The sequence below is a fragment of the Microbacterium sp. AC145 genome (assembly GCF_979258505.1).
In genome coordinates this window covers 1,681,551-1,705,680 of sequence record NZ_OZ409859.1, presented here as the reverse complement: position 1 = coordinate 1,705,680, position 24,130 = coordinate 1,681,551, and the positions used below count along the sequence as shown (strand labels likewise).

Here is a 24,130-nt window from a genome sequence, read left to right as displayed (position 1 = left end):
TCGTCATGTCCTCCATCTTCGATTGCGGCGACGACGGTCAGCTCCTCGCCGGAATGCGTCACGCGCGCCAGGCCATCAGTCGCGGCGAACTCATCGTCATCCCCACCGACACCGTCTACGGGGTCGCCGCCGACGCTTTCTCACCGCAGGCCGTGCAGCGGCTGCTCGATGCGAAGGGTCGCGGACGCAACCAGCCGCCGCCCGTGCTCATCGGCTCGGTCGAGACACTCGAAGCCCTGGCCGAGTCCGTGCCCGAGCCCGTTCGGCGTCTGGTCGATGCCTTCTGGCCCGGCGGATTGACCATCGTGCTTCCGGCTCAGCCGTCGCTCGCCTGGGACCTCGGCGACACTCTGGGCACGGTCGCCGTGCGCATGCCCGAGGGGCGGGTCGCTCTCGAGCTGCTCGCCGAGACCGGACCTCTCGCCGTCTCGAGCGCCAACCTCACCGGTCGCGATGCAGCGACGTCTGCTGAAGACGCGGAGCGGATGCTCGGCGACAGCGTGTCGGTCTATCTCGCCGACGGCGTCAGCCAGACCGGCATCGCCTCGACGATCATCGACGCGACGTCGCTCGTGGCGCGTGCGCCCGATCCCGCAACGGGGGCGGTGCGCATTCTCCGTGAGGGAGCGATCAGCCGAGAGCAGCTTCACGACGTGCTCGGAGATCTGCTCGAGCCGGCTTCTGCGCAGGAGGACGCGGACGGGGATTCGTGAAGCAGTATCTCTTCACCGTCATCATCACCGCCGCGGTCACGTTCGCTCTGACCTGGGCGGTCTGGAAGCTGAGCCTGCGTTTCAAGCTGTACCCGAGCATCCGTGAGCGCGACGTCCACACGACTCCGACGCCCCGCCTCGGCGGGGTGGCGATCTTCCTGGGCATAGCCATCACGATGGCTGTCTCCGCGGCGAACCCCTTCTTCGCGACGATCTGGATGCCGCCGCAGACGATGTGGTCGATCCTCGCCGCGGCATTCCTGATCGCCGTGATCGGTGTGGTCGACGATCTGTGGGATCTCGACTGGATGATCAAGCTCGGAGCGCAGTTCCTCGCGGCCGGGATCATCACCGTCGGCGGCGGGTTGCAGATCCTCTCGCTGCCCTTCGGAGATCTCATCGTCTTCTCGAGCTGGCTGAGCATCACGATCACGATGTTCGCGATCGTGATCGTCATGAACGCCGTGAACTTCATCGACGGTCTCGACGGTCTGGTCGCCGGGGTCTGCCTGATAGCGAACGGTGTCTTCTTCGCGTACTCCTACATCCTGACGCGCGACACGGGTGCCTCGAGCTACTTCAACCTCGCATCCTTCCTCGCGGCGGTGCTCATCGGCGCATGCCTGGGATTCCTGCCTTTCAACTGGAGCCCTGCCAAGCTCTTCATGGGCGACTCGGGCGCACTGGTGCTCGGTCTGCTCATGGCGACCTCGGCCATCGCGGTGACCGGTCAGCTCGAACCGTCAGCACTCGACCTCGAACGACTCGGCCGTTCCCAGCTGCTCGGTGCGTTCATCCCGATCCTGCTCCCGCTCCTGGTCGTGCTCCTGCCGCTCCTCGATTTCGGACTCGCGGTCCTTCGTCGCATGAACGCCGGCAAGTCCCCGTTCTCTCCCGATCGCAAGCATCTGCACCACCGGATGCTCGATCTCGGGCACCGCGACCGCGACGCCGTGCTCATCTTCTATGCCTGGACCGCTGTGATCTCGCTCGCCGTGCTGCTGATGTACGTGGGCGCGCGCGAAGACTGGCCGGGACAGTACCTGCCCGGCGTCGCCTTCGGCGTGATCGGCATCGCCGCCTGCCTCGTCATCACCCTGAACCCTTCGCGCCGACGGAAGACCGCGGCGTCCGCTGAGCCCGACCCGAAACCCGTGGAGTCCCCGTGAGCCCGAGCCCCGTTTCCAGCAACCCGATCCTGCGGAAGACGCTGCTCTGGTCCGCGTTCTCGATGGTGGGCCTCGCGATCGTGGCCGGGGGGATCGGTCTGCTCGTCGACGGGGTGGAAGGCCTCGTCAGCGGTCTGCTCGGCGTCGTCCTCGCGATGCTCTTCCTCGGTATCACCGCACTCAGCATCCTGATCGCGAACCGATGGTTCGGCGACCCGCTCTACGTGCAGCTGTTCTTCGCGATCGTGCTCGGCGGATGGCTCCTCAAACTCGGGCTGTTCGTCGTCATCATGATCGTGCTGAGCGGACAGCCGTGGGTCAGCCCGATGGTCTTCTTCCTGTCGATCGTCACCGGCGTCGTCGCGACCCTCGTGATCGACGTGATCGTCATCACGAAGATGCGGCTGCCGAACGTGAGCGACGCATCGCTGCCGTCCGAGGCGCCGGCCGACCACGCTCCGGGTGGGGTGCAGCTGCCGACCGTCGTGCCCGAGGATCGTGCACCCGGGCGGCATCACATCGTGCCGGAGTCCGTCGACCAGGAGGACCCGACCGAAGAGGCTCCGCGGTCTTAGGACACCCTCTTATTCTGATAGTGTTGACGAGTGCCCGCCGCTCGCCCGCGAGCGCTTGCGCTTGAAGCACACCGACCATCGTCGCCCCGGTTCTGACCGGTGCCCCGAAGCTGGAGCCCGCGCTGTTCAATCTTGCTGCGACCCTGATGCCCAAACTCGCGTCCTCTGACGGCGAGTTCCACGGACCTTCGATCGACGAGTTCTTCCCGGAGATCCTCTTCGAAGTGGCGGGTATCCCCGTCCATCGAATCCACCTCGTCCAGTTCCTCGCCGTGATCGCCGTCGTGCTGATCCTGGTCCTCGGAACCCGTCGCATGAAGATCGTGCCCGGACGCTTCCAGAGCGTCGTCGAGATGGGTCTGGACTTCGTCCGCACCAACATCGCGCACGACCTGCTCGGACGCAAGGACGGCACCCGATTCCTGCCGATCCTCACCACCATCTTCTTCATGGTGCTGTTCATGAACATCACGGGAATCATCCCGTTCCTGAACATCGCAGGTACGAGCATCGCGGCCGTGCCGCTCACGCTCGCCCTGGTGAGCTACGTCACCTTCATCTACGCGGGTATCAAGAAGAGCCCGCTCGGCTTCTTCAAGAACGCGCTCTTCCCGGCAGGCGTGCCCTGGCCGGTCTACATCATCGTGACGCCGATCGAGTTCCTCTCGACCTTCATCATCCGTCCCGTCACCCTGATGCTCCGACTCCTGATGAACATGGTCGTCGGTCACATGCTCCTGGTGCTGTGCTTCGCGGCCACCCAGTTCTTCTTCTTCACCGCAGGTGGCGGCTGGGCCGTCCTCGGTGTCGGAACCCTCGCCTTCGGCGGCGCCTTCACTCTGTTCGAGATTCTGGTCGCCGTCCTCCAGGCATACGTCTTCACCGTCCTCACCGCGGTCTACATCCAGCTCGCGGTCGCAGAAGAGCACTGAGCGGGGCGGCAACTGCCGTCCCACCCAACGAAAGGAAAAACCCGTGGACGCTACTACGGTTCTCGCAGACATCAACGGTCACCTCGCTTCGGTCGGCTACGGCCTCGCTGCAATCGGTCCGGCCATCGGTGTGGGCATCGTCGTCGGCAAGACCATCGAGGGTGTCGCTCGTCAGCCCGAGCTGGCCGGCCGCCTCCAGGTCCTCATGTGGATCGGTATCGCCTTCACCGAGGCGCTTGCATTCGTCGGCATCGCCGTCGGATTCATCCCCTTCCCGTAATCCGAACCGACTTCTGAAGGAGACAGGATGCTGAACGCTCTTGTCACGAACCTCGCAGCAGAGGGTGAAACACCCAACCCGCTGATCCCTGCGTGGTACGACATCATCTGGTCGGGCCTGTGGTTCCTCGTCATCCTCGTCGTCGTGTGGAAGGTCGCCCTTCCGAAGTTCACGGCGATGCTCGACAAGCGGTCCGCCGCCATCGAGGGCAACATCGCCAAGGCAGACGAGGCCCAGAAGCAGGCTGAGGCCGCTCTCGAGGAGTACACCCGGCAGCTCGCCGAGGCGCGCACCGAGGCCGGAGAGATCCGTGAGGCCGCCCGTGAGGACGGCAAGAAGATCGTCTCCGAGGCCAAGGACACCGCGTCGAGCGAGGCAGCTCGCATCACGGCGACCGCGCACACGCAGATCGAGGCCGAGCGTCAGACCGCTCTCGTCTCGCTGCGCAGCGAGGTGGGCTCGCTCGCCATCGACCTCGCCGGCGGCGTGGTCGGCGAGACGCTCTCGGACGATGCTCGCGCGACGGCGGTCGTCGACCGCTTCCTCGCCGACCTCGAAGCATCCGAGAAGGCGGCTCAGTAATGGGCAGCGCGACCACTCAGGCACTCGCGGCATCCACTCAGGCGCTTGCCGCAGCGAAGGACGTCACTCTCGACTCGGCCAGGGAGCTCTTCGCAGCTGCCAGGACCGTGGCGGAGTCGTCTCAGCTGAGCGGCGCGCTCACCGATCCCTCGGCTCCGGCCGATGCGCGACAGAACGTCGTGTCGGCGATCTTCGGCGGATTCTCTCAGGACGTGCAGAACATCCTGAAGACCGTCGTGGCTCAGCGCTGGTCCTCCTCGTCGCAGCTCGTCGACGGCGTCGAGGAGTTGGCCATCCGTGCGGCAGCGATCTCCACTCCGCAGGCTGACATCGGGGGAGAGCTGTTCGGCTTCTCCCGGGTGATCGCTGCGAACGCGGATCTCGAGCTCGCGCTCGGAACGCGCCTCGGGGGAGAGGACGCCAAGGGCGCTCTCGTCGAGAGACTTCTCGCCGGAGGCGTCAGCGACGCCGCCGCGCTGATCGTCTCGTCGCTGGTCCGTCAGCCGCGTGAGCGTCGCATCCGGCAGATGCTGTCGCGGGCGACGCGCATCGTCGCGGACCAGGGCGATCGGGTGGTGGCGACCGTCCACACCGCGAAGCCGCTGACCGACGCACAGCGCACCCGCCTGAGCGCCGCACTCTCGCGTCGCTATGACGGCAACGTATCCCTCAACGAGGTCTTCGACCCCGCCGTCGTCGGAGGCCTGCGCGTGCAGATCGCCGATGACGTCATCGACGGCAGCATCTCCGCTCGACTCGCCGACCTTCGCCAGAAGCTCGCGGGCTAACACGACTTCGCGCGGGGAACCGCGCACCCAGATACAAAGGGAAGACAATGGCAGAACTATCGATCAGCCCCGACGTCATCCGTGACGCGCTGAAGGACTTCGCCGCCGCCTACGAGCCCACCGGGGCAGCGGCGACCGAGGTCGGCACCGTCATCGACGCAGCGGATGGAATCGCGCACGTCGAGGGCCTGCCCGGCGTCATGGCCAACGAGCTCGTGGCCTTCGCGAACGGCACCAAGGGCCTCGCGCTGAGCCTCGACCAGGACCAGATCGGTGTGGTCGTCCTCGGCGACTTCACCGGTGTCGAAGCAGGACAGGAAGTCACCCGCACGGGTGAGGTCCTCTCCGTCCCCGTGGGTGACGGCTACCTGGGTCGCGTCGTCGACCCGCTCGGAAACCCGATCGACGGCCTCGGCTCGATCGCCACCGAGGGCTCGCGTGAGCTCGAGCTGCAGGCGCCCGGCGTCATGCAGCGGAAGTCCGTGCACGAGCCGATGCAGACCGGCATCAAGGCGATCGACGCCATGATCCCCGTCGGCCGCGGCCAGCGTCAGCTGATCATCGGCGACCGCCAGACCGGCAAGACCGCGATCGCGATCGACACGATCATCAACCAGAAGGACAACTGGGAGTCCGGCGACGTCAACAAGCAGGTGCGCTGCATCTACGTCGCGATCGGCCAGAAGGGCTCGACCATCGCCTCGGTGAAGGGCGCGCTCGAAGAGGCCGGTGCCCTGGAGTACACCACGATCGTGGCAGCTCCCGCCTCCGACCCCGCCGGTTTCAAGTACCTCGCCCCCTACACCGGTTCGGCCATCGGCCAGCACTGGATGTACGGCGGCAAGCACGTCCTGATCATCTTCGACGACCTGTCGAAGCAGGCCGAGGCCTACCGCGCCGTGTCGCTGCTGCTGCGTCGTCCGCCGGGCCGCGAGGCATACCCGGGTGACGTCTTCTACCTGCACTCCCGTCTGCTGGAGCGTTGCGCGAAGCTCTCCGACGAGCTCGGCGCAGGGTCGATGACCGGTCTTCCGATCATCGAGACCAAGGCCAACGACGTCTCGGCCTACATCCCGACGAACGTGATCTCGATCACCGACGGGCAGATCTTCCTGCAGTCCGACCTCTTCAACGCCAACCAGCGTCCCGCGGTCGACGTGGGTATCTCGGTGTCGCGAGTCGGTGGTGACGCTCAGGTCAAGTCGATCAAGAAGGTGTCCGGAACGCTCAAGCTCGAACTCGCTCAGTACCGCTCGCTCGAGGCCTTCGCGATGTTCGCGTCCGACCTCGACCAGGCGTCGCGTCGTCAGCTCTCGCGTGGTGCGCGTCTGACCGAGCTGCTCAAGCAGCCGCAGTACTCGCCGTACCCCGTCGAGGAGCAGGTCGTCTCGATCTGGGCCGGAACCAAGGGCAAGCTCGACACGATCGAGGTCGCGGACGTCCTTCGCTTCGAGCGCGAGCTCCTGGACTACCTGCGTCGCAACACCAAGGTGCTCGACACCCTGCGCGAGACGAACGTCCTCGATGACGACACGGTCGCTGAGCTCGAGAAGCACACGGATGCTTTCCTCCTGGAATTCCAGGGAGGCAAGGGGCAGGCCATCGGCGCTCCCGGCCACGAGGAGCACGGTGCGGCTGAGGCCGACGACGTCAACCAGGAGAAGATCGTCAAGGGTCGTCGCGCGTAATCGCGTGAGGAACTGATTTCATGGGCGCTCAACTCAGGGTCTACAAGCAGAAGATCTCTTCTGCTCAGACGACCAAGAAGATCACGAAGGCGATGGAACTCATCGCGGCTTCGCGCATCCAGAAGGCGATGGGACGTGTCAAAGCGTCCAGTCCCTTCGCGCGTGCCGTGACGAGGGCCGTGTCCGCCGTCGCGACGCACTCGAACGTCGACCACCCGCTCACCCGCGAGCCCGAGACGATCCGCCGCTCCGCGGTCGTGATCTTCTCGTCGGACCGGGGTCTTGCCGGAGCCTTCAACTCGCAGATCCTCCGTGAGGGTCTCGAGGTGGCGGAGCTTCTGCGCAGCCAGGGCAAGGAGCCGGTGTTCTACCTCGTCGGTCGCAAGGCCGTCGGCTACTTCCAGTTCCGTCGCATCGCGGCGGCAGCGGAGTGGACCGGCGACACCGACACCCCGTCGTTCCACACGGCAGAGGAGATCTCGGCGCAGCTGCTCGAGGACTTCTCTCGCGGTGCGGACGAGGGCGGCGTCGACGAGATCCACCTCGTGTACAACCGCTTCGTCAGCATGATGACGCAGTCGCCGGAATCCGTGCGCCTGCTTCCGCTGGAGATCGCGGAAGCCGATGACTCGGAGGCGGGAAGCGCCGTCTACCCGCTGTACGAGTTCGAGCCGGATGCCGAGACAGTCCTCGACGCGATCCTGCCGGTGTACATCCAGAGCCGCGTCTTCAACGCTCTCCTGCAGTCGTCTGCTGCCAAGCAGGCTGCGACGCAGAAGGCGATGAAGTCGGCCAGCGACAACGCCGACAAGCTCATCACCGACTACACCCGTCTGCGCAACAACGCGCGTCAGGCGGAGATCACGCAGCAGATCGCGGAGATCGTCGGCGGCGCCGACGCACTCTCGTCGAGCAAATAGACCATCAGGAAAGAGACGAAAATGACCACCACCGCCACGGCTGACCAGCCGGCGACCGCGGTCGTCGGGCGCGTCGCACGCGTCAACGGTCCGGTTGTCGACATCGAGTTCCCGCACGACTCGATCCCCGACATCTACAACGCGCTGAAGACCACGATCACGATCGGCGACGAGTCCGTCGAGATCACGCTCGAGGTCGCTCAGCACCTCGGCGACGACCTCGTTCGTGCCATCGCCCTGAAGCCGACCGACGGCATCGTCCGCGGCCAGGAAGTGCGCGACTCCGGAGAGGCCATCTCGGTCCCCGTCGGTGACGTCACCAAGGGCAAGGTCTTCAACGTGATCGGCGAGGTCCTGAACCTCGAGCCCGGTGAGACGATCGAAGTCACCGAGCGCTGGCCGATCCACCGCAAGGCTCCGAACTTCGACCAGCTCGAGTCGAAGACCACCATGTTCGAGACCGGCATCAAGTCGATCGACCTCCTGACGCCGTACGTTCTCGGTGGAAAGATCGGTCTGTTCGGTGGAGCCGGTGTCGGAAAGACCGTCCTCATCCAGGAGATGATCCAGCGCGTCGCGCAGGACCACGGTGGTGTGTCGGTGTTCGCCGGTGTCGGTGAGCGCACCCGTGAGGGCAACGACCTCATCCACGAGATGGAAGAGGCGGGTGTCTTCGACAAGACGGCCCTCGTGTTCGGCCAGATGGACGAGCCGCCGGGAACGCGTCTGCGCGTCGCCCTCTCGGCTCTGACGATGGCGGAGTACTTCCGTGACGTGCAGAAGCAGGACGTGCTGCTCTTCATCGACAACATCTTCCGCTTCACGCAGGCCGGTTCCGAGGTCTCCACGCTGCTGGGCCGCATGCCCTCCGCCGTGGGTTACCAGCCGAACCTCGCCGACGAGATGGGCCTCCTCCAGGAGCGCATCACCTCGACCCGTGGCCACTCGATCACCTCGCTGCAGGCGATCTACGTGCCCGCCGATGACTACACCGACCCGGCCCCGGCGACGACGTTCGCCCACCTCGACGCCACCACGGAGCTTTCGCGTGAGATCGCGTCGAAGGGTCTGTACCCGGCCATCGACCCGCTGACCTCGACGTCGCGCATCATGGACCCCCGCTACTTGGGCGAGGACCACTACCGCGTCGCCACCACGGTCAAGCAGATCCTCCAGAAGAACAAGGAACTGCAGGAGATCATCGCCATCCTCGGTGTCGATGAGCTCTCCGAAGAGGACAAGATCGTCGTGTCGCGTGCACGTCGCATCCAGCAGTTCCTCTCGCAGAACACCTACATGGCCAAGAAGTTCACTGGTGTCGAGGGTTCGACCGTCCCGCTCAAGGAGACCATCGAGTCCTTCGATGCGATCACGCGCGGTGACTTCGACCACGTCGCCGAGCAGGCCTTCTTCAACGTCGGTGGCATCTCCGACGTCGAAGAGCAGTGGGCGAAGATCCAGAAGGAGAACGGCTGACCATGGCACTGCACGTCAGCCTCGTCTCCGCGGATGCGGAGGTCTGGACGGGAGAGGCGAGCCTCGTGGTCGCCAAGACCGTCGAGGGTGAGATCGGCTTCATGACCGGCCACGAGCCGGTCCTGGCGATCCTCGCCCAGGGCGAGGTCCGGATCACGCAGACGGATGGCACCAAGGTGCTCGCCAACGCGCAGGACGGCTTCCTCTCCATGGAGAGCGACGTCCTGACGATCGTGGCAGGCAACGCGGCTCTCATCGCCTGATCAGTTCAGTTCTTCGCGTCCGCCTCGGCCCCCTCAGTGGGGGCCGGGGCGGACGCGTCTGTATACCGAGGTTCCATGAAGATCCTGCTTCCCCCCTCTGAGACCAAGCGCGCCGGTGGCGCGGATGCTCCTCTCGATCTGGGAACGCTCGCGCTGCCCGGCCTGCTCGACCGCCGGCGGGCCGTGGCGGATGCTCTGATCGAGCTCGCTGCCGATGAGGACGAATCGCGCAGGGTCCTCAAGTTGAGCGCCAAACAGGCCGGTGACGTCGCACACAATCGTGCGCTGCTCTCGTCGGCCACGATGCCTGCGGTCGATCGCTACACGGGTGTCCTCTACGACGCTCTGGATGCCGCCACGCTGTCAGCGACATCTCGACGGTGGCTGGGATCGCACGTCTGGATCCACTCTGCGCCATTCGGGCCCGTCGGTGCGCTCGATCGGATTCCTGCCTACCGTCTCGCCGCGGGTACCTCTCTTCCCGGATTCCCCTCGCTGCGCACACACTGGGCCGAGGTGACGAGCTCAGCCATTGCTGCGGAGGCGCCGGCAGTGATCCTCGATCTGCGCAGCGAAGCGTACGTCGCGCTCGCTCCGGTGCCCTCGTCCGTTCCCTCGGCATACGTCCGCGTCGTGACGGAACACGGGCGCGCGCTCAACCACTTCAACAAGAAGTCCAAGGGGATGCTCGTGCGCTCGCTTGCAGAGCACCGTCCCACCATCCGCTCGGTGCGCGCACTCCGCCGCTGGGCTGATGCTCAGGGGATCGTGCTGCGTGAGTCAGGGGCGGACGGTGTGCTCGAGCTCGTCGTCGCCGACTGAGCGGGCATGACGAATCGTGTGACAGCCCGCGGCGTGGGTCGTTGCCCGTAATATCGGCGCACCGCTATGGTGGGTGTCGCGGCGCGCACGGCGCCGCTCCATCGGATCCGGAGGGGATCATGTACGACGATTACTACGGTTACGGCGGGCTTTCGGGCGGCGCTCTGGTCGCCCTGATTCTGCTTTACACGGTCTTGCCTCTGGCCATCTACGCGATCTACTCGTGGTTCTACATGAAGGTCTTCGAGAAGGCGGGTGTTCAGGGCAAGTGGCGCGCCTGGGTCCCGGTCTACAACTCGATGATCTTCTACAAGCTCGGTGACCTCAGCCCCTGGCTGCTTCTGTACCTGGTCGGCGCGGGCATCCTGGGAGCGATCATTCCGTTCCTCGGCTGGTTCCTCATCCTGCCGATCGTGGGTATCGCCGCGCGCATCCTCGATCTGATCGCCGCATGGCGAGTGGGGCTCAAGCTGCAGAAGGACGCAGTATGGGTCATCCTCTACTTCTTCCTGCCGGTCGTGTGGCTCGGCATCAACGCGTTCGACAAGTCGCGGTGGAACCCGAACATCGCGCCCGCTTCGTGGGGCACCAACAAGCTCCTCGCCGACACCACGGTGTGGCAGGGTGTTCCGGTCCAGCCGCGTCCGGCCGCTCCGCAGGGGTACGGAGCTCCGCAGGGACACGGAGCCCCTCAGGGCTACGCTCCTCCGGCTCCCCAGGGGTACGCTCCGCCCGCACAGCCGGGCTATGCTCCGCCCGCAGCCCCGTCGTCGCCGCAGGGACCGGGTGTTCCTCCGGCTGCTCCGTCGGCACCTCCGGCTGCTCCGTCGGCACCCCCGGCTGCCCCCTCGGCGCCTCCGGCGGGGCCTCCGGCACCTCCTGCTGGGCCTCCCGCCCCGCCGGCTGCACCGCCGGCACCTCCGACGGACCCGACCCAGCCCCCCGCCTGAGATCGTCCACAGAGCCCCCGACCGCGGTCGGGGGCTCTGTGCGTGTGCGGAACAGGTCTGGAATGCGGCGGATGCGGTCTGAGACGATAGCGTGGGAGCATGGTCACCTCGCAGCGCCGTGACGGCGCACCCGGACTGCCCGTGCCGGCCACAGTTCCGAGGAGCGTAGTCATCGGCAGATCCGTCTCCCGGCAGTCGGCCTCCACTACGATGTGTGGATATGCTGGGGCCGCCCGACTCGCGGGCAATTCGGAGGCGACGCGTGGCTGAGACGACGACGAAGACGCACGGCGTCACTGTTTCGCAGGGCGACCTCACGGTCTCCTGGGCCGGCGTGACCGACGTGGGGCGGCGCCGCGAGACCAACCAGGACGCGTTCCTCGCAGAGTTCCCGCTGTTCATCGTCGCCGACGGAATGGGCGGCCACGCCGGCGGCGAGATCGCAAGCTCCAGCACGGTCAAGCGACTCGAGGCGATCGCTGCGGCGGGAGATGTCGGACGTTCGTCCATCGAAGGCGCTCTCCACCTCGCGGTGGCTGACATCGCAGACCATCCGGAGACCACCGACGAGGGCACAGGAACGACCCTCACAGGCATCTTCCTAGAATTTTCCGATGGAGAACCGCACTGGGTGGCACTCAACATCGGCGATTCCCGTGTATATCTTCTTCGCGAAGACCGGCTCGTGCAGGTGACGACCGACCACTCCGTCGTGCAGGAACTCATCGCTTCGGGAAAGATCAGTCCGGAAGAGGCTGAGGGGCACCCGTACAGCAATGTGATCACACGTGCGGTCGGGGCCAGCGAGCTGACGGCCCCCGATTACGTGGCGCTCGACGTGCGCGCGGGCGACCGATTCGTGATCTGTTCCGACGGACTCACCAAAGAGCTCACCGACTACGGAATCCAGCACTTTCTCCGCGCGAACGCCGATCCGGCCGATGCAGTCGACGCGATGCTCGCCGCGGCTCTCGAGAACGGCGGCCGCGACAATGTGACGTTGGTCATCGTTCAGGTCGCCGGGGAATCCTCCTCCACATCAGCCGACGCCGACGACTAGTTCGCCACGGCCTGTGGACGGCTCCCGGCAGCGCACGTAATCCTGTGCACTGGAGGGCATGGACTCCCTCCCGATTGCCATTCCCGCTGCGCCCGCAGATCCGCGCAGGCCGCCCGTTCCGATCGTGGCGGCTCTCGTGCCTGTCGCTGGGGGAGTCCTGCTGTGGTGGATCACCGGTTCTCTCTATGCGCTCTGTTTCGCGGCGCTGGGCCCCCTCATGATCTTCGCCTCGCTCGTCGACGGGGCGCGTGCCCGGCGCAAGGCACGTCGCGACGCGACGATCTCGAGTGAGAAGGCATGGCTCGAGGCCGAGAGCGAGCTGGCGTCGCGTCACGACGAGGAGCGGGTGAGGCGTTGGCATCGTCATCCCGATGCGGCGGTATGTCTGGCGCAGCCTCCGCTGAGGGGCAACGAGCAGCCCGACGCGACGACCGAGCTCGTCGTCGGCAGCGGTGCGTCCGCGAGCGGCCTCCGGGCCGCCGGCGGTGATGGTGACCGCGAGCGCGACTTCCAGCGTCGGTGCGCGACCATCGTCGGGGTGCCGATCGCAGTACCCCTCGGAGGGGGAATCGCGCTGCGGGGTCCGGTGCCTACTGTCGCAGCAGTGGCTCGGGCCCTCGTCGTACAGCTCTGCCTGAGGTTCGGACCGCGACAGCTCACCCTGGTGGGAAGTTCGGCCTCCCCGGTCGGAGTGAGCGGCTTTCCGAACCTCCGTGCGCCGCGTCGCGGGGTATACCGTCTCGGGATCGTTCGCGGAGGCGAGATGCCCCCGGACTGCGAGGCGATGATCTGGCTGCTGCGCACCGGTGACGAAGTGCCGGAGGGGGTGACCACCGTCATGGATGTGCCTCAGCTCCGAGGCGCGACCGTGCGCACACCGATGGGGATCGTCGACGTCGATGCCGAGGCGCTTTCTCTCGCGCAGGCAGAAGCCGCCTCTGCGCGTCGTGCCGGAGAAGCCGACGACCTCGACGTGCTTCCGGACGCCGTGATGTTGGCAGAGCTGACGCAGCACGAATCGCCGCAGGGCCTGCCGGTGGCGATCGGACGCGGCGATCGCGACACGATGATGCTCGACCTCGTGGACGACGGTCCGCATGCGATCGTGACGGGGACCACCGGGACGGGCAAGAGCGAGCTCCTGGTCACGTGGGTGACCGCGATGGCCACGGTGTACGGTCCGGATCGTGTCCTGTTCGTCCTCGCCGATTTCAAGGGCGGCACGGCGTTCGAACCGCTGCGTGTGCTGCCCCACGTGGCTGCCGTGATCACCGATCTCGACGAAGACGGCGCGCGCCGCGGCGTGTCCAGTCTCGGCGCGGAGCTGCGACGGCGTGAATCGATCATCGCGGCGGCCGGTGCCCGTGACATCAGCGGTGTGGAGATGCCTCGACTCGTGATCGTGGTCGATGAGTTCGCTGCGCTGCTGCAGGAGCACGTCGAGCTCGGGGGAGTGTTCACCGACATCGCCGCCCGCGGACGCGCCCTCGGTATGCATCTCATCATCGGCACGCAGCGCGCCTCCGGCGTCATCCGCGACGCTCTCGCGGCGAACTGTCCGCTGCGGCTCAGCCTGCGCGTGAGCGATGCGGGAGACAGTCGGCTGGTCCTGGGTACGGACGCGGCATCCGAGTTGCCCGGGGGTCTCGAATCACGGGGGATCGCATTCCTCCGGCGGCCGCGTGACCGGGAGCCGATGGCGATGCGGGTCGCGCTCACTGGCGTCGTCGACCTTCGTGCGGCCGCGGTGAGGTGGTCGCACACGAGGCAGGCCGTGAGCCCGTGGTTGCCTGCGCTCGCGCAGAGGATCCCGCTCGCCGAGATCGTCGACGCCGTGCCAGAGGGGGCGCTCGTGCTCGGGCGGGCCGACGATCCGCAGCGTCAGAGTCAGCCGCTCGAGCTGATCCGGCCGGGAATCGATCGCGGCCTCGCGATTCTCGGCGCCCCCGGGAGCGGTCGGACCTCGGCATTGCGTGTGCTCGCGGAGCAGTGCACGGGCGCACTCTGGGTACCGCACGACGCGGAATCCTCGTGGGACACGGTCACACGCCTCGTCGAGCGATCTCAGGCGGCGCCGCCTCTGATCCTGTGCGACGACATCGACGTGCACCTCGGAGACCTGCCGCTCGAGCATGCTCAGCATCTCGCGCAGCTCTGGGAGCAGCTGATCCGCAGTTGCGCCACGACGACGTTCGTCCTCACGGCGTCGCGATCATCAGGAGCGGTCGGGCGCATCCTCGATGCGCTGCCGCGGCGGGCGCTGTTGCGGATGCCCAATCGTGTCGAACATCTCGCTGCCGGCGGCGACGCGCAGACGTTCGAGCGTGAGCGTCCGGCAGGGAGAGCGGTGCTCGGAGACCGTCAGGTGCAGGTTGCATGGGCGGTCGCGGCCGACCCTCTTCCGGAAGACACCAGGACGCTGTCGACGGCGGAGCCGTGGTCGCCGTCGATGCCGCTGACCGCACTCGTCACGACAGGCGCAAGACCGGTGGCCGAGGTCCTCGCCGCCGCGCACCCCGACTGCATGGTGGTCGTGGGCTCAGGACAGCGCACGGAGGTGGACACCGCTGACCGACGGGTCATCGTCGTCGCCGAGGCGGAGACATGGCAGCGAGAGTGGAGCCTGTGGCAGCGGGCGCGCAACGAGGGCGAGGTCCTGATCCGGGCTGAGAACCCGGTCGAGCTCCGCCAGCTCGCCGGTGTGCGCCAGCTTCCTCCGTACGCCAGACCGCACCAGGGGCGTGCCTGGTCTTTGCTGGCCGACGGTTCTCCCCGACGGGTGGTGCTTCCGGCGCTCGCTCCGCGGTGACGAGCGACGCGCGCCGTGCCGACCGCTGACCTCGCGAGCGTCAGATGCCGCTGCCGGGGCGCACGACGCCGACGTCCTGGCCGCCACCGAGGACCGCCAGAGGGAGCGCGGCGGAGAGGGTCGCGACGTCGGAGTCGCTGAGAGCACCAGCCTTCGCCAGCAGGGTGGCCGCGACGATCGTGGATGCGCGGGACGAGCCGTCGAGCATCTTGAGGGCGACGGTCGTGCCGTCTGGGGCGACCATCACCATGACGCCCTCCGCACCGCCCTTCGCGAACACCCCGAGCTTCTCGATCGCGATCGAGTCAGGGCGTCCGGGTCCTTCGATCGTCCACGGGTGCTCGCGCACAGCGCGGACGAGTGACCCCGCGACTCGGTGCAGGGCGAACGGTGAGCGATCCGAGGCCGTACCGATGCGGTGGATCGCACGGGCGAGTCCGGTCAGGGTCAGCGCGTACACGGGAGCGCCGCAGCCGTCGATCGCCGTGTGCGCGATCTTCTCGCCCGTGAGTCGCTCGATCACGTCGCGGATGTGCGCCTGCAGCGGGTGAGACGCGTCGAGATAGCCGTCGGTGGGCCAGCCCGTCGCGACGCAGGCGCGGAGCATGGCGGCGTGCTTCCCCGAGCAGTTCATCCGGATGCGGGCCTGCGCGACGTGCTCGCGCACCATCTCGTCGCGCGTCGCGGTGTCCGTCGGCCAGGCGGGAGGGCAGCCGAGATCATCCTCGGTCAGCCCGCCCTCTGTGAGCATGTCGCGCACGACGGTTGCGTGGCGATCGGTGCCCGTGTGGCTCGCGGTGGAGAGCGCGAGCTGCTCGCCTTCGAGCACAGCGCCCGCGGTGATGCAGGCGACGGCCTGCAGGGGCTTGAGGCTCGAGCGAGGAAGGATGAGCGCCTCGGTGTTGCCATGTCGGGCGATGACTTCGCCGTCGGGGGAGAGGACCACCGCCGCTCCCGCATGGCGCGACTCGATGAATCCGCTCCGTTCGACGACGGCGAGTTCTACGGCATCCTGCACGGTGAGAGTTTCCAGCACCAGCCAAGGATACCGTCGACCGCAGGCGTCTCCGGAGTCCGGGGCGCGCCGACGTGTCGGAAGGGGCTGGCAGACTGTGGGCATGGCAGATCGTCACCCGGCTCTCGGCGAGCACCACTACTCCCTCACCTCCACGTGGACCGGAAACACCGGCACCGGCACCAGCGGTTACCGCGACTACCGCCGTGACGTCACGCTCCACGTCGAGGGCAAGCCTGACGTGCTCGCTTCGGCGGACAAACCGTTCCGTGGCGATCAGACCCGGTGGAACCCGGAAGACCTGCTGCTCGCGTCGCTCTCGGAGTGCCATCTGCTCTCGTACCTGCACGCGTGCGTCACGGTGGGGGTCGTCGTCGTCTCGTATCGTGACACGGCCACGGGTTTCATGCGCGAGGACGGCTCCGGTGGGGGAGCATTCGTCGAAGTCATGCTGCACCCCGAGGTCGTCGTCGCCGACGCGTCGATGGTCGAGGCTGCTGAGCGTGCGCACGCACAGGCGAACGAATGGTGCTTCATCGCGAACTCGATGAACTTCCCCGTTCGTCACGAGGCCAGGGTCACGGCGCAGAGCGCATGACCGCCTTCGTCCGTGCGGGGCTCAGCGTCGCTCGTGCGGAAGCGCCTGCTTGATCTTCTCGATCGCGTTCTGCGCGGGTGCTTCGTTGTAGCTGCCGGCGAGTTCCTGACCCGAGAGCGCATGGATCGCCGCCATGATCTCGTCGGTCGCGAGTCGACGCGCGCGACCGCTGGACGCGGGCCCGTGCGGCGAGAGATCCAGCGGCTCCCCGAAGCGTACGGTGATCCGCTCCTTCAGCGTCGGCATCTTCGCGCCGACCGGCATCACCTTGTCGGTGCCGATCAGACCGACCGGGACGACGGGCGCGCCCGTCTGCAGAGCCAGGAAGGCCACTCCGGTACGCCCCTTGTACAGGCGCCCGTCGGTCGAGCGGGTCCCCTCGGGATACAGCGCCACTGCGAGTCCCTCATCGAGGAGCTGGCGCTGCAGTTCGAGTGCGTCGAGCGCCGCCTGGCCCGCTCCGCGGCGGACCGGGATGGCGCCGATCGACTCGAAGAAGGTCTTGCTGAGCCAGCCGCGCGGGCCGGTGCCCTCGAAGTAGCTGGACTTGGCGAGGAAGTGCACGGGGCGCGGGGCCGCCACCGGGATGGCGATCGAGTCGATGAAAGACAGGTGGTTGCTGGCGAAGATCACCGCGCCCTCACGAGGAACGTTCTCGCGGCCCTCGATCCGGGGCCGGTAGATCGAGCGGGCGAGCGGAGTGATCAGACTGCGCCCCAGCGCATACGCGAACCCCGCATGACGAGGCGTCTGAGTCTCTGCGGGCGAGGATTCGGGCTCCACGGACTGCTCTGACGTCATCAGAGCAGATTACTCCCGGATCCATGCCGAACCGGGAATGGTCGCCCTGCGCGCGTCTCCCAGCCTCGGCAAAGGCCCATGCGAGAAGATGGTGTGTCCCGCCCGCGATCCTGAGGTCTCACTGTGCGCAAGCGTCCGCTCATCGTCCTGTCCACCGTCGCTGCGGCGACCCTTCTCCTTGCGGGGTGTTCCGGTGACGCGGCCCCCGAGTCGACGTCGACGCCCGGAGCGTCGGCCGACCCGTCCTGCCTCGCCGATCTGCCTTCCGGAGCAGGTTCCGACGCCGTGACGGTCGAGGGCAGCGGCGCATCCGCAAAGATCACCGTTCCCGAGGGGGCCGACCTGGCAGCCGCAGAGCGCACCGTGATCTCCGAGGGCGACGGCGATGAGCTGTTCCCCGGTGACTTCGTCTCGCTGCGCTACCAGCTCGTGGATGCCACGACCAACGAGGTCCTGAGCACATCGGAGCGCGGCCCCGACGGTGTGCTGCCCGCCCTTCTCGCCCTGCAGCAGTCCCAGCAGATGGTCGACCCCACTCAGTCGACGGTCTTCACCGTCGCAGCCGAGTGCCTTCCGGTGGGATCGAGCGTCGTCCTGACCCTGCCCGCGGCGCAGGAAGGGTCCAATCCGAGCGTTCTCTACGTCGAGACGATCGAGAAGCTGCCGACCGTCGCCACGGGCACCGAGGTCGACGCCACCGAGGGTATGCCGACCGTCGAGCTCGATGATGCCGGTTCGCCGACGATCACCCTGCCGGACGGCGACGCGCCGGCCGAGACCGAGGTCGCGGTCCTCAAGGAGGGCGACGGCGAGGTCGTCGCCTCCGGAGATCTCGTCACCGTGCAGTACCGCGGTGTGAAGTGGTCGGACGGCAGCGAGTTCGACTCGAGCTGGAGCCGTGACGCGGCACCGGCGCAGTTCCCGACCACCGGTGTCGTGACCGGGTTCAAGACGGCCCTCGAAGGACAGAAGGTCGGCTCCCAGGTCATCGTCACGATGCCGCCGAAGGACGGTTACGGCGAGGGCGAGATCAACGAGACCGATCTCGTGGGCGAGAGCCTCGTGTTCGTCGTAGACATCCTCGGGACCACACCTCTCGAGCAGGTCCAGTAGCACGGGGGGAGCCGGGGACGTGCCATAGGCTGGCGGCATGCGTCGCATCATCGTCCTCGGCTCCACCGGCTCCATCGGCACTCAGGCACTCGACGTCATCCGCTCGAATCCCCGCCGGTTCGAGCTCGTCGGTCTCGCTGCGGGATCGAATGCCGAGATGCTCGCAGAGCAGGCCGCAGCCTTCCAGGTCGAAGACACGGCTCTCGGTGCCGCAGAGGCGGAGCAGCTCGTCGCGGATGTCGAGGCCGACGTGGTGCTCAACGCCATCACGGGGTCGATCGGCCTCGGATCCACGCTCGCTGCGCTGAAGGCCGGACGCACGCTGGCGCTCGCGAACAAGGAATCACTCATCGTGGGCGGAGAGCTCGTTCTCGCCGCCGCGAAGCCGGAGCAGATCGTTCCCGTCGACTCAGAGCACTCTGCGCTGTCGCAGGCTCTTCGCAGCGGCACGCATTCCGAGGTGCGGCGACTGGTCGTCACGGCGTCCGGAGGGCCGTTCCGCGGTCGCACGCGGGATCAGATGCACGACATCACGCCGCAGGAGGCTCTGGCTCACCCGACCTGGGATATGGGGCGGATGGTCACCACGAACTCGGCCACCCTCGTGAACAAGGGTCTCGAGGTCATCGAGGCCCATCTGCTGTTCGACGTCGCCTACGACGACATCGACGTGGTCGTGCATCCGCAGTCCATCGTCCACTCGATGGTCGAGTTCATCGACGGATCGACGATCGCACAGGCGTCTCCCCCCGACATGCGGCTGCCGATCTCGCTCGGGCTCGATTGGCCCCACAGAGTCGGCGGCGTGGGTCGTCCGCTCGATTGGACGAAGGCGAGCTCATGGACCTTCGAACCGCTCGACGACTCGGCCTTCCCCGCAGTCGACCTCGCGAAGTCGGTGGGGCGCGCCGGTGCGACCTTCCCCGCCGTCTACAACGCGGCCAACGAGCAGGCCGTCGATGCCTTCCACGAGGGGCGTCTGTCGTTCCTCGCGATCGTGGAGACGATCGCGAGGGTGATCGACTCTCACGAGCCTCCGCAGAGCCTCACCGTCGAGTCGCTCGCCGATGCCGAAGCCTGGGCGCGCCGCAAGGCGGACCAGCTGATCTCTCAGGCCTGACGCGCTCCGGCTCTCAGGCCTCGTCGGCGTAGGGGACCGGCCACCGTGAGTCGGGCACTGGCCAGCCTGCGGCGCGAAGTGCTCGTCGAGCCAGCTCGCGTGCCGAGTACGGCGTGCGCATGCCGCGGATGTCGCGGTAGTCCTGATGCCCGGGCCCTGCCCAGAGGATCGCATCGCCCTCGCCCACGAGGCCGACAGCAGCGACGATCGCCTTCTCCGGCGGCGAGAACTCGTGGATCTCCGCGTCCGGCCGCGCCCTGCGAGCGCCCTCGACCAGGGTGGCCCTGATCGAGTCGGGGTCCTCGAATCGCGGGTGATGGTCGGTCACGACCAGGATGTCGCTGCCGTCGACAGCGGTGCGAGCCATGTCGAACCGCTTCGTGGCGTCGCGATCGCCGTCCGCGCCGAAGAGCATCAGCACTTTGCCGGGTGTCACACGTCGCACGGCCGCCAGAGTCTTCTCGAAGGCGTCTGGAGAGTGGCCGAAGTCGACGAAGACGGCAGGGCCTGTGTCACCCGAGACGAGCTGCGTGCGGCCGGGAAGATACGCCTCGATGCCGCCGTCGCGCTCGAGTGCGGTGACGATGCGGTCCCACGGGTATCCGCCCTCGAGGAGCATGACGATCGCGAGCGCGGCGTTCGCCGCCATGTGAGGACCGATCACGGGCACGATGGTCGTCAGCGATCCGGCGGGACCGGTGAGGGTGAAGGTGGTGCCGGTCGTCCTCTCGTCGTCGATCACGACGACCCAGTCTGCTCGGGATGCAGCGTCCGAGTCCGCGGCGATCGACGGGGTGCCGACCGTGACGATCGGGATCTCGGCGCGCTCGACGACCGTCGCGCCCGAGGTGGAGTCGATGCAGACCACGCCACGCAGGGCGCGGTCGGGGCGGAACAGGGGCAGCTTCGCCTCGAAGTACTCTTCCATGTCGGCGTAGTCGTCGAGATGGTCGTGGCTGAGGTTGGTGAAGCCGGCCACATCGAAGCGGATGCCGTCGACGCGGTGTCGCGACAGGGCCTGTGCGCTCACCTCGACGGCGACCGCCTCGACGTCGCGTTCACGCATCAGCGCCAGGAGCGCATGCATCTCGGAGGCCTCGGGCGTGGTGAGCCGCGAGACGATGACCTCGCCCGCGATGTGGCGCTCGGCAGTCGAGGAGAGTCCGGTGACCACGCCCAGTTGATCGAGGATGCCCTCGAGCAGGTGGGACACGCTCGTCTTGCCGTTCGTCCCGGTGGTCGCGAAGAGAAGGGGCAGCGCGTCGTCAGCGCCGGTGCCGTAGACCCACGCGCTGAGCGCGCCGAGAACGCCGCGCGGGTCGTCCACGATCAGGATCGGGAGCCCGACGGACGCGGCGATCTCAGCGCCCGCGTCGTCGGTGATGATCGCGACCGCACCCTTCTCGGCGGCCGAGGCGGCGAACTCGGCGCCGTGCCGGTTCACCCCCCGGATGGCGACGAAGGCTTCCCCCGGCCGGAGGTCGGCAGTGGCGAGGGTGATTCCCGTCACGTCGACACCGGCCGTGTCGCCGCGCACGTCGCGGGCGAATCGGGAGGCGAGTTCGGACAGCTCACGCCGGGGCGGGTTCGCGGGGCGGAGCACGGGAGGCAGGCTCGGTTGTTGTTCAATCGACATGTCTCTCCCATGATCTCACGTCGTCGCACGCGAGCCGGGTGCGGCGCGTCTCCCGATCGGCCGAGCTGACCGGGAGACGCGCCACTGCTCAGGCCCGGCGGCGGAAGGCGAGCACGGACACGATCAGTGCGGCGAGGCCGGCCACAAGGCCACCCGCACCGAGCACGGTGGGCAGAGCATCCGGTGCCGCCGAAGCCTCGACCTCCGTGCTCTCGGCTTCGGTGGTCGCCTCCTCGCCGTGGTTCGCGTGCGCCGCGTCCGCGGCACCGACCGTCACGACCGGTGCGGGGGAGTCGAGGTCGTGCGCGTTCTCGCCGTCCTCGGCCAGCTGGGTCCATTCGGTGCTGCCCTCGACGCAGGTCTGGATCACGGGGAAGGCCAGGGAATCCGGGGTGCTCTCGTCGAGCCCCACCGACATGCTGACCGCTCCTCGAAGATCGTTGGGAACCGGCGCGACAGCGGTGTAGGTCACCGCGCTGACGAGTCCGTCGTCGCCTCGTTCGATGTCGATCGCCCAGTCGCTGTCCATGGTCGGTGCGACAGAGGTCAGCCCCTCGGGCATCGTGATCCTCAGTGCGGTGGTCGGCGAGCTGTCGCAGCCGTGGGCGAACGAGAAGGTGAGAACGCCGTGGTCGCCGGCTGACAGCTCGTCGGGCGAGACGCTCACATGGGCGCTGGCCACGGCGGGCACGGCGAGAGCGAGGATCGCGCCTGCGACGAGGCCCGTGGTCAGGTTGCGGCGGGTGGTGGAACGCATGGTGGTACTCCTGATTGCTGATGTGCGGGCGCGCTGATGTGCGCGGCATCCGCGGAAAGGGGGACGCCTCGACGAGGCGGAAGCGGAATCAGGACGGCAGCGGGGGTCCGCGGCGCGATACCGACGTGCAGAGCGCGACGTCGATCAGCAGCGGTACGGCGAAGATCGGTGAGGCGGGGCTCTCGTGCGGCGGGCGGAAGACCGGGATCGCGCGACGCAGACGCGCCTCCACCCACCCGGCGATCACGCGCACCATCGACTCGCCATGCCACAGAGCGGCGGTCGTCAGCACCGCGGCGACCAGGTGGCCGAGAAGCATCACCGAATCGGGGGCTGCGGCGGAGAAAGCCGTGCCCAGCGTGCCGAGATCGATGTGGTGCTGATGACCGGAGACGATCGTGGTCCCGGTCGGGGCGCCCAGCACCTGGAACACGGCGTGGAACAGCGTCTGGCTCACGAGCACCGTCGCCGCGACGCGGAAGCGCGAGGCACGAGCCCCGAGGAGGACCGCTGCCAGCGGCACGAGGAACGACGCCATCGCGATCACGAGGAGCGGATGCGGCGGGGATCCGCCGGCGATCGTGTGCGACACCGCGGCGAGGGTCGTGGCCACTGTCGATGCCGATGCTGCGCGCAGGAGTCGCAGCTGGCGGGGGGTCACGATTTCAGCCTACCGGCCGCCCGTCGTCAGTGCTCACGCGCATGCGGCGCATTCCTAGGCGGCGAGCACTAACTTGGGGGAGTGGAAATCCTGCTCTACCTGGCCGGCATCCTCTTCATGCTGATCGGCCTCGGTGTTTCGATCGGCCTGCACGAGGTCGGGCATCTCCTGCCCGCGAAGGTGTTCGGCGTGCGCGTCGGCCAGTACATGATCGGATTCGGACCGAGGCTCTGGTCCAAGCGCATCGGCGAGACCGAGTACGGGTTCAAGATGCTGCCGCTCGGCGGATTCATCTCGATGTCCGGCATGTACCCCGCATCGAAGACGGCGGGGCCCGCGAGCGGGATCTTCCGATCACTCGTGCAGGATGCGCGCGCGGCCAACGACGAGACCATCGCAGAAGGCGCGGAAGACAGGGTCTTCTATCGGCTTCCGGTGTGGAAGCGCGTGATCGTCATGCTCGGCGGTCCGCTCATGAATCTGATCCTGGCCGTCGTGATCTTCACGGTGCTCGTTTCGGGCATCGGAGTCCAGCAGGGCACGACGACCATCGCGACGGTGAACGAGTGCGTTCTTCCGGCGGGCTCCACAGCGACCGAGTGCGCCGCTGACGACCCGCCCACGCCGGCAGCCGAGGCCGGCATCGAGCCGGGCGACGTCCTGGTCGCGATCGACGGCCGACCGGTCTCGACCTTCGCGGAGGCCACGGCGATCGTCCAGGCGGCACCGGGTGAGGAACTCGCGCTCGTGGTGCGCCGTGACGGCGTCGACACGGACCTGAGCATCACCCCGGTCGACGCCGAGCGCACGCTGACCGATGCCAGTGGCCAGCCGATCCTGGGCGATGACGGCGAACCGGTCGTGAAGGAGGTCGGCTACGTCGGCATGGGGGCCCAGATGGGCTTCGTGCAACAGCCTCTGTCCGCAGGGCCGCAGATGGCCGCAGACACGGTCGCCCGGGTGGGTTCCATGATCCTGACGCTTCCGGTGCGCATCTGGGATGTGGGCGTCTCGCTGGTCACAGGCAGTGAACGCGATCCGAACGGCCCGCTGAGCGTCGTGGGCGTCGGACGAATCGCGGGCGAGGTCGCGGCGACCGATGCCCCGGTCCTCAATCGCTTCTCGGTGCTGCTCGGGTTGCTCGGGTCGTTGAATGTCGCGCTGTTCGTGTTCAACCTGATCCCGCTGCTTCCCCTCGACGGCGGCCACATCGTCGTCGCGCTGTGGGACGGCATCCGCAGGGCATGGGCAGCCCTGTTCCGGCGTCCGCCGCCGGCGCCTGTCGACGCCACCAAGCTCGTTCCCCTCACAGTCGTGGTCGCGACGCTGCTGATCGCCATGGGGGCCCTGCTCCTGCTCGCCGACCTGTTCAACCCGGTGGACATCTTCGGGGGCTGAGCCA

At 67.4% G+C, this 24,130-nt stretch carries 24 protein-coding genes; 19 read left to right on the top strand and 5 right to left on the bottom strand.

All coding sequences use genetic code 11. The features are described 5' to 3' along the window. Window positions 1–5 precede the first annotated feature (5 nt). The 15 genes from ACZZZN_RS08425 to ACZZZN_RS08355 all read left to right on the top strand — a co-directional run bounded on the left by ACZZZN_RS08425 (window position 6) and on the right by ACZZZN_RS08355 (window position 15,027). On the top strand, window positions 6–713 hold the full coding sequence (locus ACZZZN_RS08425) for an L-threonylcarbamoyladenylate synthase (RefSeq protein ID WP_463504709.1): 708 nt from the start codon (window positions 6–8) through the stop codon (window positions 711–713). Then, complete coding sequence (locus tag ACZZZN_RS08420; protein WP_463504708.1) at window positions 710–1,882, top strand: MraY family glycosyltransferase; 1,173 nt, start codon at window positions 710–712, stop codon at window positions 1,880–1,882. Before ACZZZN_RS08425 ends, ACZZZN_RS08420 begins: the two co-directional genes overlap by 4 nt. Next, a complete protein-coding gene (locus ACZZZN_RS08415; protein ID WP_463504707.1) occupies window positions 1,879–2,457 on the top strand; it encodes a hypothetical protein in 579 nt (192 codons plus the stop codon). Before ACZZZN_RS08420 ends, ACZZZN_RS08415 begins: the two co-directional genes overlap by 4 nt. Window positions 2,458–2,603: 146 nt before the next feature. Then, complete coding sequence (gene atpB, locus ACZZZN_RS08410; RefSeq protein WP_463504706.1) at window positions 2,604–3,389, top strand: F0F1 ATP synthase subunit A; 786 nt, start codon at window positions 2,604–2,606, stop codon at window positions 3,387–3,389. A 43-nt stretch (window positions 3,390–3,432) separates the two neighbouring features. Next, complete coding sequence (gene atpE, locus ACZZZN_RS08405; protein ID WP_042541851.1) at window positions 3,433–3,669, top strand: ATP synthase F0 subunit C; 237 nt, start codon at window positions 3,433–3,435, stop codon at window positions 3,667–3,669. Window positions 3,670–3,696: 27 nt separating this feature from the next. Further along, the gene (locus ACZZZN_RS08400; RefSeq protein ID WP_463504705.1) at window positions 3,697–4,251 is read left to right on the top strand and encodes a F0F1 ATP synthase subunit B; all 555 of its coding nucleotides are present in this window, start codon (window positions 3,697–3,699) and stop codon (window positions 4,249–4,251) included. Next, window positions 4,251–5,039: a F0F1 ATP synthase subunit delta gene (locus ACZZZN_RS08395; RefSeq protein WP_463504704.1), complete on the top strand. Its 789-nt coding sequence runs from the start codon at window positions 4,251–4,253 to the stop codon at window positions 5,037–5,039. Before ACZZZN_RS08400 ends, ACZZZN_RS08395 begins: the two co-directional genes overlap by 1 nt. 47 nt (window positions 5,040–5,086) lie before the next feature. Next, a complete protein-coding gene (atpA, locus tag ACZZZN_RS08390; protein WP_045255377.1) occupies window positions 5,087–6,727 on the top strand; it encodes a F0F1 ATP synthase subunit alpha in 1,641 nt (546 codons plus the stop codon). Between the two features lie 20 nt (window positions 6,728–6,747). Next, entirely contained in the window at window positions 6,748–7,647 is a 900-nt protein-coding gene (locus ACZZZN_RS08385) for a F0F1 ATP synthase subunit gamma (RefSeq protein ID WP_463504703.1), read from the top strand. Window positions 7,648–7,668: 21 nt separating this feature from the next. Then, window positions 7,669–9,123 carry a F0F1 ATP synthase subunit beta gene (atpD, locus tag ACZZZN_RS08380; RefSeq protein ID WP_045255375.1) on the top strand — a complete coding sequence of 485 codons (1,455 nt, stop codon included), beginning with the start codon at window positions 7,669–7,671 and terminating at the stop codon, window positions 9,121–9,123. Window positions 9,124–9,125: 2 nt separating this feature from the next. Continuing rightward, the gene (locus tag ACZZZN_RS08375) at window positions 9,126–9,386 is read left to right on the top strand and encodes a F0F1 ATP synthase subunit epsilon (protein WP_056308253.1); all 261 of its coding nucleotides are present in this window, start codon (window positions 9,126–9,128) and stop codon (window positions 9,384–9,386) included. A gap of 75 nt (window positions 9,387–9,461) precedes the next feature. Continuing rightward, window positions 9,462–10,208 (top strand): YaaA family protein, encoded by a 747-nt coding sequence (locus ACZZZN_RS08370; protein ID WP_463504702.1) that lies wholly within the window; start codon window positions 9,462–9,464, stop codon window positions 10,206–10,208. Between the two features lie 119 nt (window positions 10,209–10,327). Next, entirely contained in the window at window positions 10,328–11,158 is an 831-nt protein-coding gene (locus ACZZZN_RS08365; RefSeq protein ID WP_463504701.1) for a large exoprotein, read from the top strand. Window positions 11,159–11,420: 262 nt separating this feature from the next. Continuing rightward, window positions 11,421–12,218 (top strand): PP2C family protein-serine/threonine phosphatase, encoded by a 798-nt coding sequence (locus ACZZZN_RS08360; protein WP_463504700.1) that lies wholly within the window; start codon window positions 11,421–11,423, stop codon window positions 12,216–12,218. 58 nt (window positions 12,219–12,276) lie between these two features. Continuing rightward, on the top strand, window positions 12,277–15,027 hold the full coding sequence (locus ACZZZN_RS08355; RefSeq protein ID WP_463504699.1) for an FtsK/SpoIIIE domain-containing protein: 2,751 nt from the start codon (window positions 12,277–12,279) through the stop codon (window positions 15,025–15,027). Between the two features lie 40 nt (window positions 15,028–15,067). On the opposite strand, the gene ACZZZN_RS08350 is transcribed toward ACZZZN_RS08355, so the two are convergent. Continuing rightward, window positions 15,068–16,063, bottom strand: a complete 996-nt coding sequence (locus ACZZZN_RS08350; protein WP_463504698.1) for an asparaginase — start codon at window positions 16,061–16,063, stop codon at window positions 15,068–15,070. An 82-nt stretch (window positions 16,064–16,145) separates the two neighbouring features. Between ACZZZN_RS08350 and ACZZZN_RS08345 the strand changes: the two genes are divergently transcribed. Continuing rightward, window positions 16,146–16,640, top strand: a complete 495-nt coding sequence (locus ACZZZN_RS08345) for an OsmC family protein (protein WP_463504697.1) — start codon at window positions 16,146–16,148, stop codon at window positions 16,638–16,640. Between the two features lie 21 nt (window positions 16,641–16,661). Here the strand turns inward: ACZZZN_RS08345 and ACZZZN_RS08340 are convergent, their stop codons facing one another. Next, on the bottom strand, window positions 16,662–17,441 hold the full coding sequence (locus ACZZZN_RS08340; RefSeq protein WP_463504696.1) for a lysophospholipid acyltransferase family protein: 780 nt from the start codon (window positions 17,439–17,441) through the stop codon (window positions 16,662–16,664). Between the two features lie 123 nt (window positions 17,442–17,564). Between ACZZZN_RS08340 and ACZZZN_RS08335 the strand changes: the two genes are divergently transcribed. Beyond that, entirely contained in the window at window positions 17,565–18,554 is a 990-nt protein-coding gene (locus ACZZZN_RS08335) for an FKBP-type peptidyl-prolyl cis-trans isomerase (protein ID WP_463504695.1), read from the top strand. Between the two features lie 37 nt (window positions 18,555–18,591). After that, window positions 18,592–19,674, top strand: coding sequence for a 1-deoxy-D-xylulose-5-phosphate reductoisomerase (dxr, locus tag ACZZZN_RS08330; protein WP_463504694.1), 1,083 nt, complete (start codon window positions 18,592–18,594; stop codon window positions 19,672–19,674). A 13-nt stretch (window positions 19,675–19,687) separates the two neighbouring features. On the opposite strand, the gene ACZZZN_RS08325 is transcribed toward dxr, so the two are convergent. From ACZZZN_RS08325 to ACZZZN_RS08315, 3 genes are all read right to left on the bottom strand, one after another. Further along, window positions 19,688–21,310: a Mur ligase family protein gene (locus tag ACZZZN_RS08325; RefSeq protein WP_463504693.1), complete on the bottom strand. Its 1,623-nt coding sequence runs from the start codon at window positions 21,308–21,310 to the stop codon at window positions 19,688–19,690. A gap of 88 nt (window positions 21,311–21,398) precedes the next feature. Continuing rightward, window positions 21,399–22,067 (bottom strand): YcnI family copper-binding membrane protein, encoded by a 669-nt coding sequence (locus ACZZZN_RS08320; RefSeq protein ID WP_463504692.1) that lies wholly within the window; start codon window positions 22,065–22,067, stop codon window positions 21,399–21,401. A gap of 88 nt (window positions 22,068–22,155) precedes the next feature. Then, window positions 22,156–22,728, bottom strand: a complete 573-nt coding sequence (locus ACZZZN_RS08315) for a hypothetical protein (protein ID WP_463504691.1) — start codon at window positions 22,726–22,728, stop codon at window positions 22,156–22,158. An 81-nt stretch (window positions 22,729–22,809) separates the two neighbouring features. Here ACZZZN_RS08315 and ACZZZN_RS08310 point away from each other — a divergent pair, with 81 nt between their 5' ends. After that, entirely contained in the window at window positions 22,810–24,126 is a 1,317-nt protein-coding gene (locus ACZZZN_RS08310; RefSeq protein ID WP_463504690.1) for a M50 family metallopeptidase, read from the top strand. Window positions 24,127–24,130 lie beyond the last annotated feature (4 nt).

Excerpts from the sequence above, each read along its gene's own strand:
- ACZZZN_RS08425 (WP_463504709.1), top strand. The coding sequence starts at position 6 with ATGTCCTCCATCTTCGATTGCGGCGACGACGGTCAGCTCCTCGCCGGA.
- atpB (WP_463504706.1), top strand. The coding sequence starts at position 2,604 with ATGCCCAAACTCGCGTCCTCTGACGGCGAGTTCCACGGACCTTCGATC.
- ACZZZN_RS08400 (WP_463504705.1), top strand. The coding sequence starts at position 3,697 with ATGCTGAACGCTCTTGTCACGAACCTCGCAGCAGAGGGTGAAACACCC.
- ACZZZN_RS08395 (WP_463504704.1), top strand. The coding sequence starts at position 4,251 with ATGGGCAGCGCGACCACTCAGGCACTCGCGGCATCCACTCAGGCGCTT.
- atpA (WP_045255377.1), top strand. The coding sequence starts at position 5,087 with ATGGCAGAACTATCGATCAGCCCCGACGTCATCCGTGACGCGCTGAAG.
- ACZZZN_RS08385 (WP_463504703.1), top strand. The coding sequence starts at position 6,748 with ATGGGCGCTCAACTCAGGGTCTACAAGCAGAAGATCTCTTCTGCTCAG.
- atpD (WP_045255375.1), top strand. The coding sequence starts at position 7,669 with ATGACCACCACCGCCACGGCTGACCAGCCGGCGACCGCGGTCGTCGGG.
- ACZZZN_RS08375 (WP_056308253.1), top strand. The coding sequence starts at position 9,126 with ATGGCACTGCACGTCAGCCTCGTCTCCGCGGATGCGGAGGTCTGGACG.
- ACZZZN_RS08370 (WP_463504702.1), top strand. The coding sequence starts at position 9,462 with ATGAAGATCCTGCTTCCCCCCTCTGAGACCAAGCGCGCCGGTGGCGCG.
- ACZZZN_RS08365 (WP_463504701.1), top strand. The coding sequence starts at position 10,328 with ATGTACGACGATTACTACGGTTACGGCGGGCTTTCGGGCGGCGCTCTG.
- ACZZZN_RS08355 (WP_463504699.1), top strand. The coding sequence starts at position 12,277 with ATGGACTCCCTCCCGATTGCCATTCCCGCTGCGCCCGCAGATCCGCGC.
- ACZZZN_RS08345 (WP_463504697.1), top strand. The coding sequence starts at position 16,146 with ATGGCAGATCGTCACCCGGCTCTCGGCGAGCACCACTACTCCCTCACC.
- ACZZZN_RS08340 (WP_463504696.1), bottom strand. The coding sequence starts at position 17,441 with ATGACGTCAGAGCAGTCCGTGGAGCCCGAATCCTCGCCCGCAGAGACT.
- dxr (WP_463504694.1), top strand. The coding sequence starts at position 18,592 with ATGCGTCGCATCATCGTCCTCGGCTCCACCGGCTCCATCGGCACTCAG.
- ACZZZN_RS08325 (WP_463504693.1), bottom strand. The coding sequence starts at position 21,310 with ATGTCGATTGAACAACAACCGAGCCTGCCTCCCGTGCTCCGCCCCGCG.
- ACZZZN_RS08320 (WP_463504692.1), bottom strand. The coding sequence starts at position 22,067 with ATGCGTTCCACCACCCGCCGCAACCTGACCACGGGCCTCGTCGCAGGC.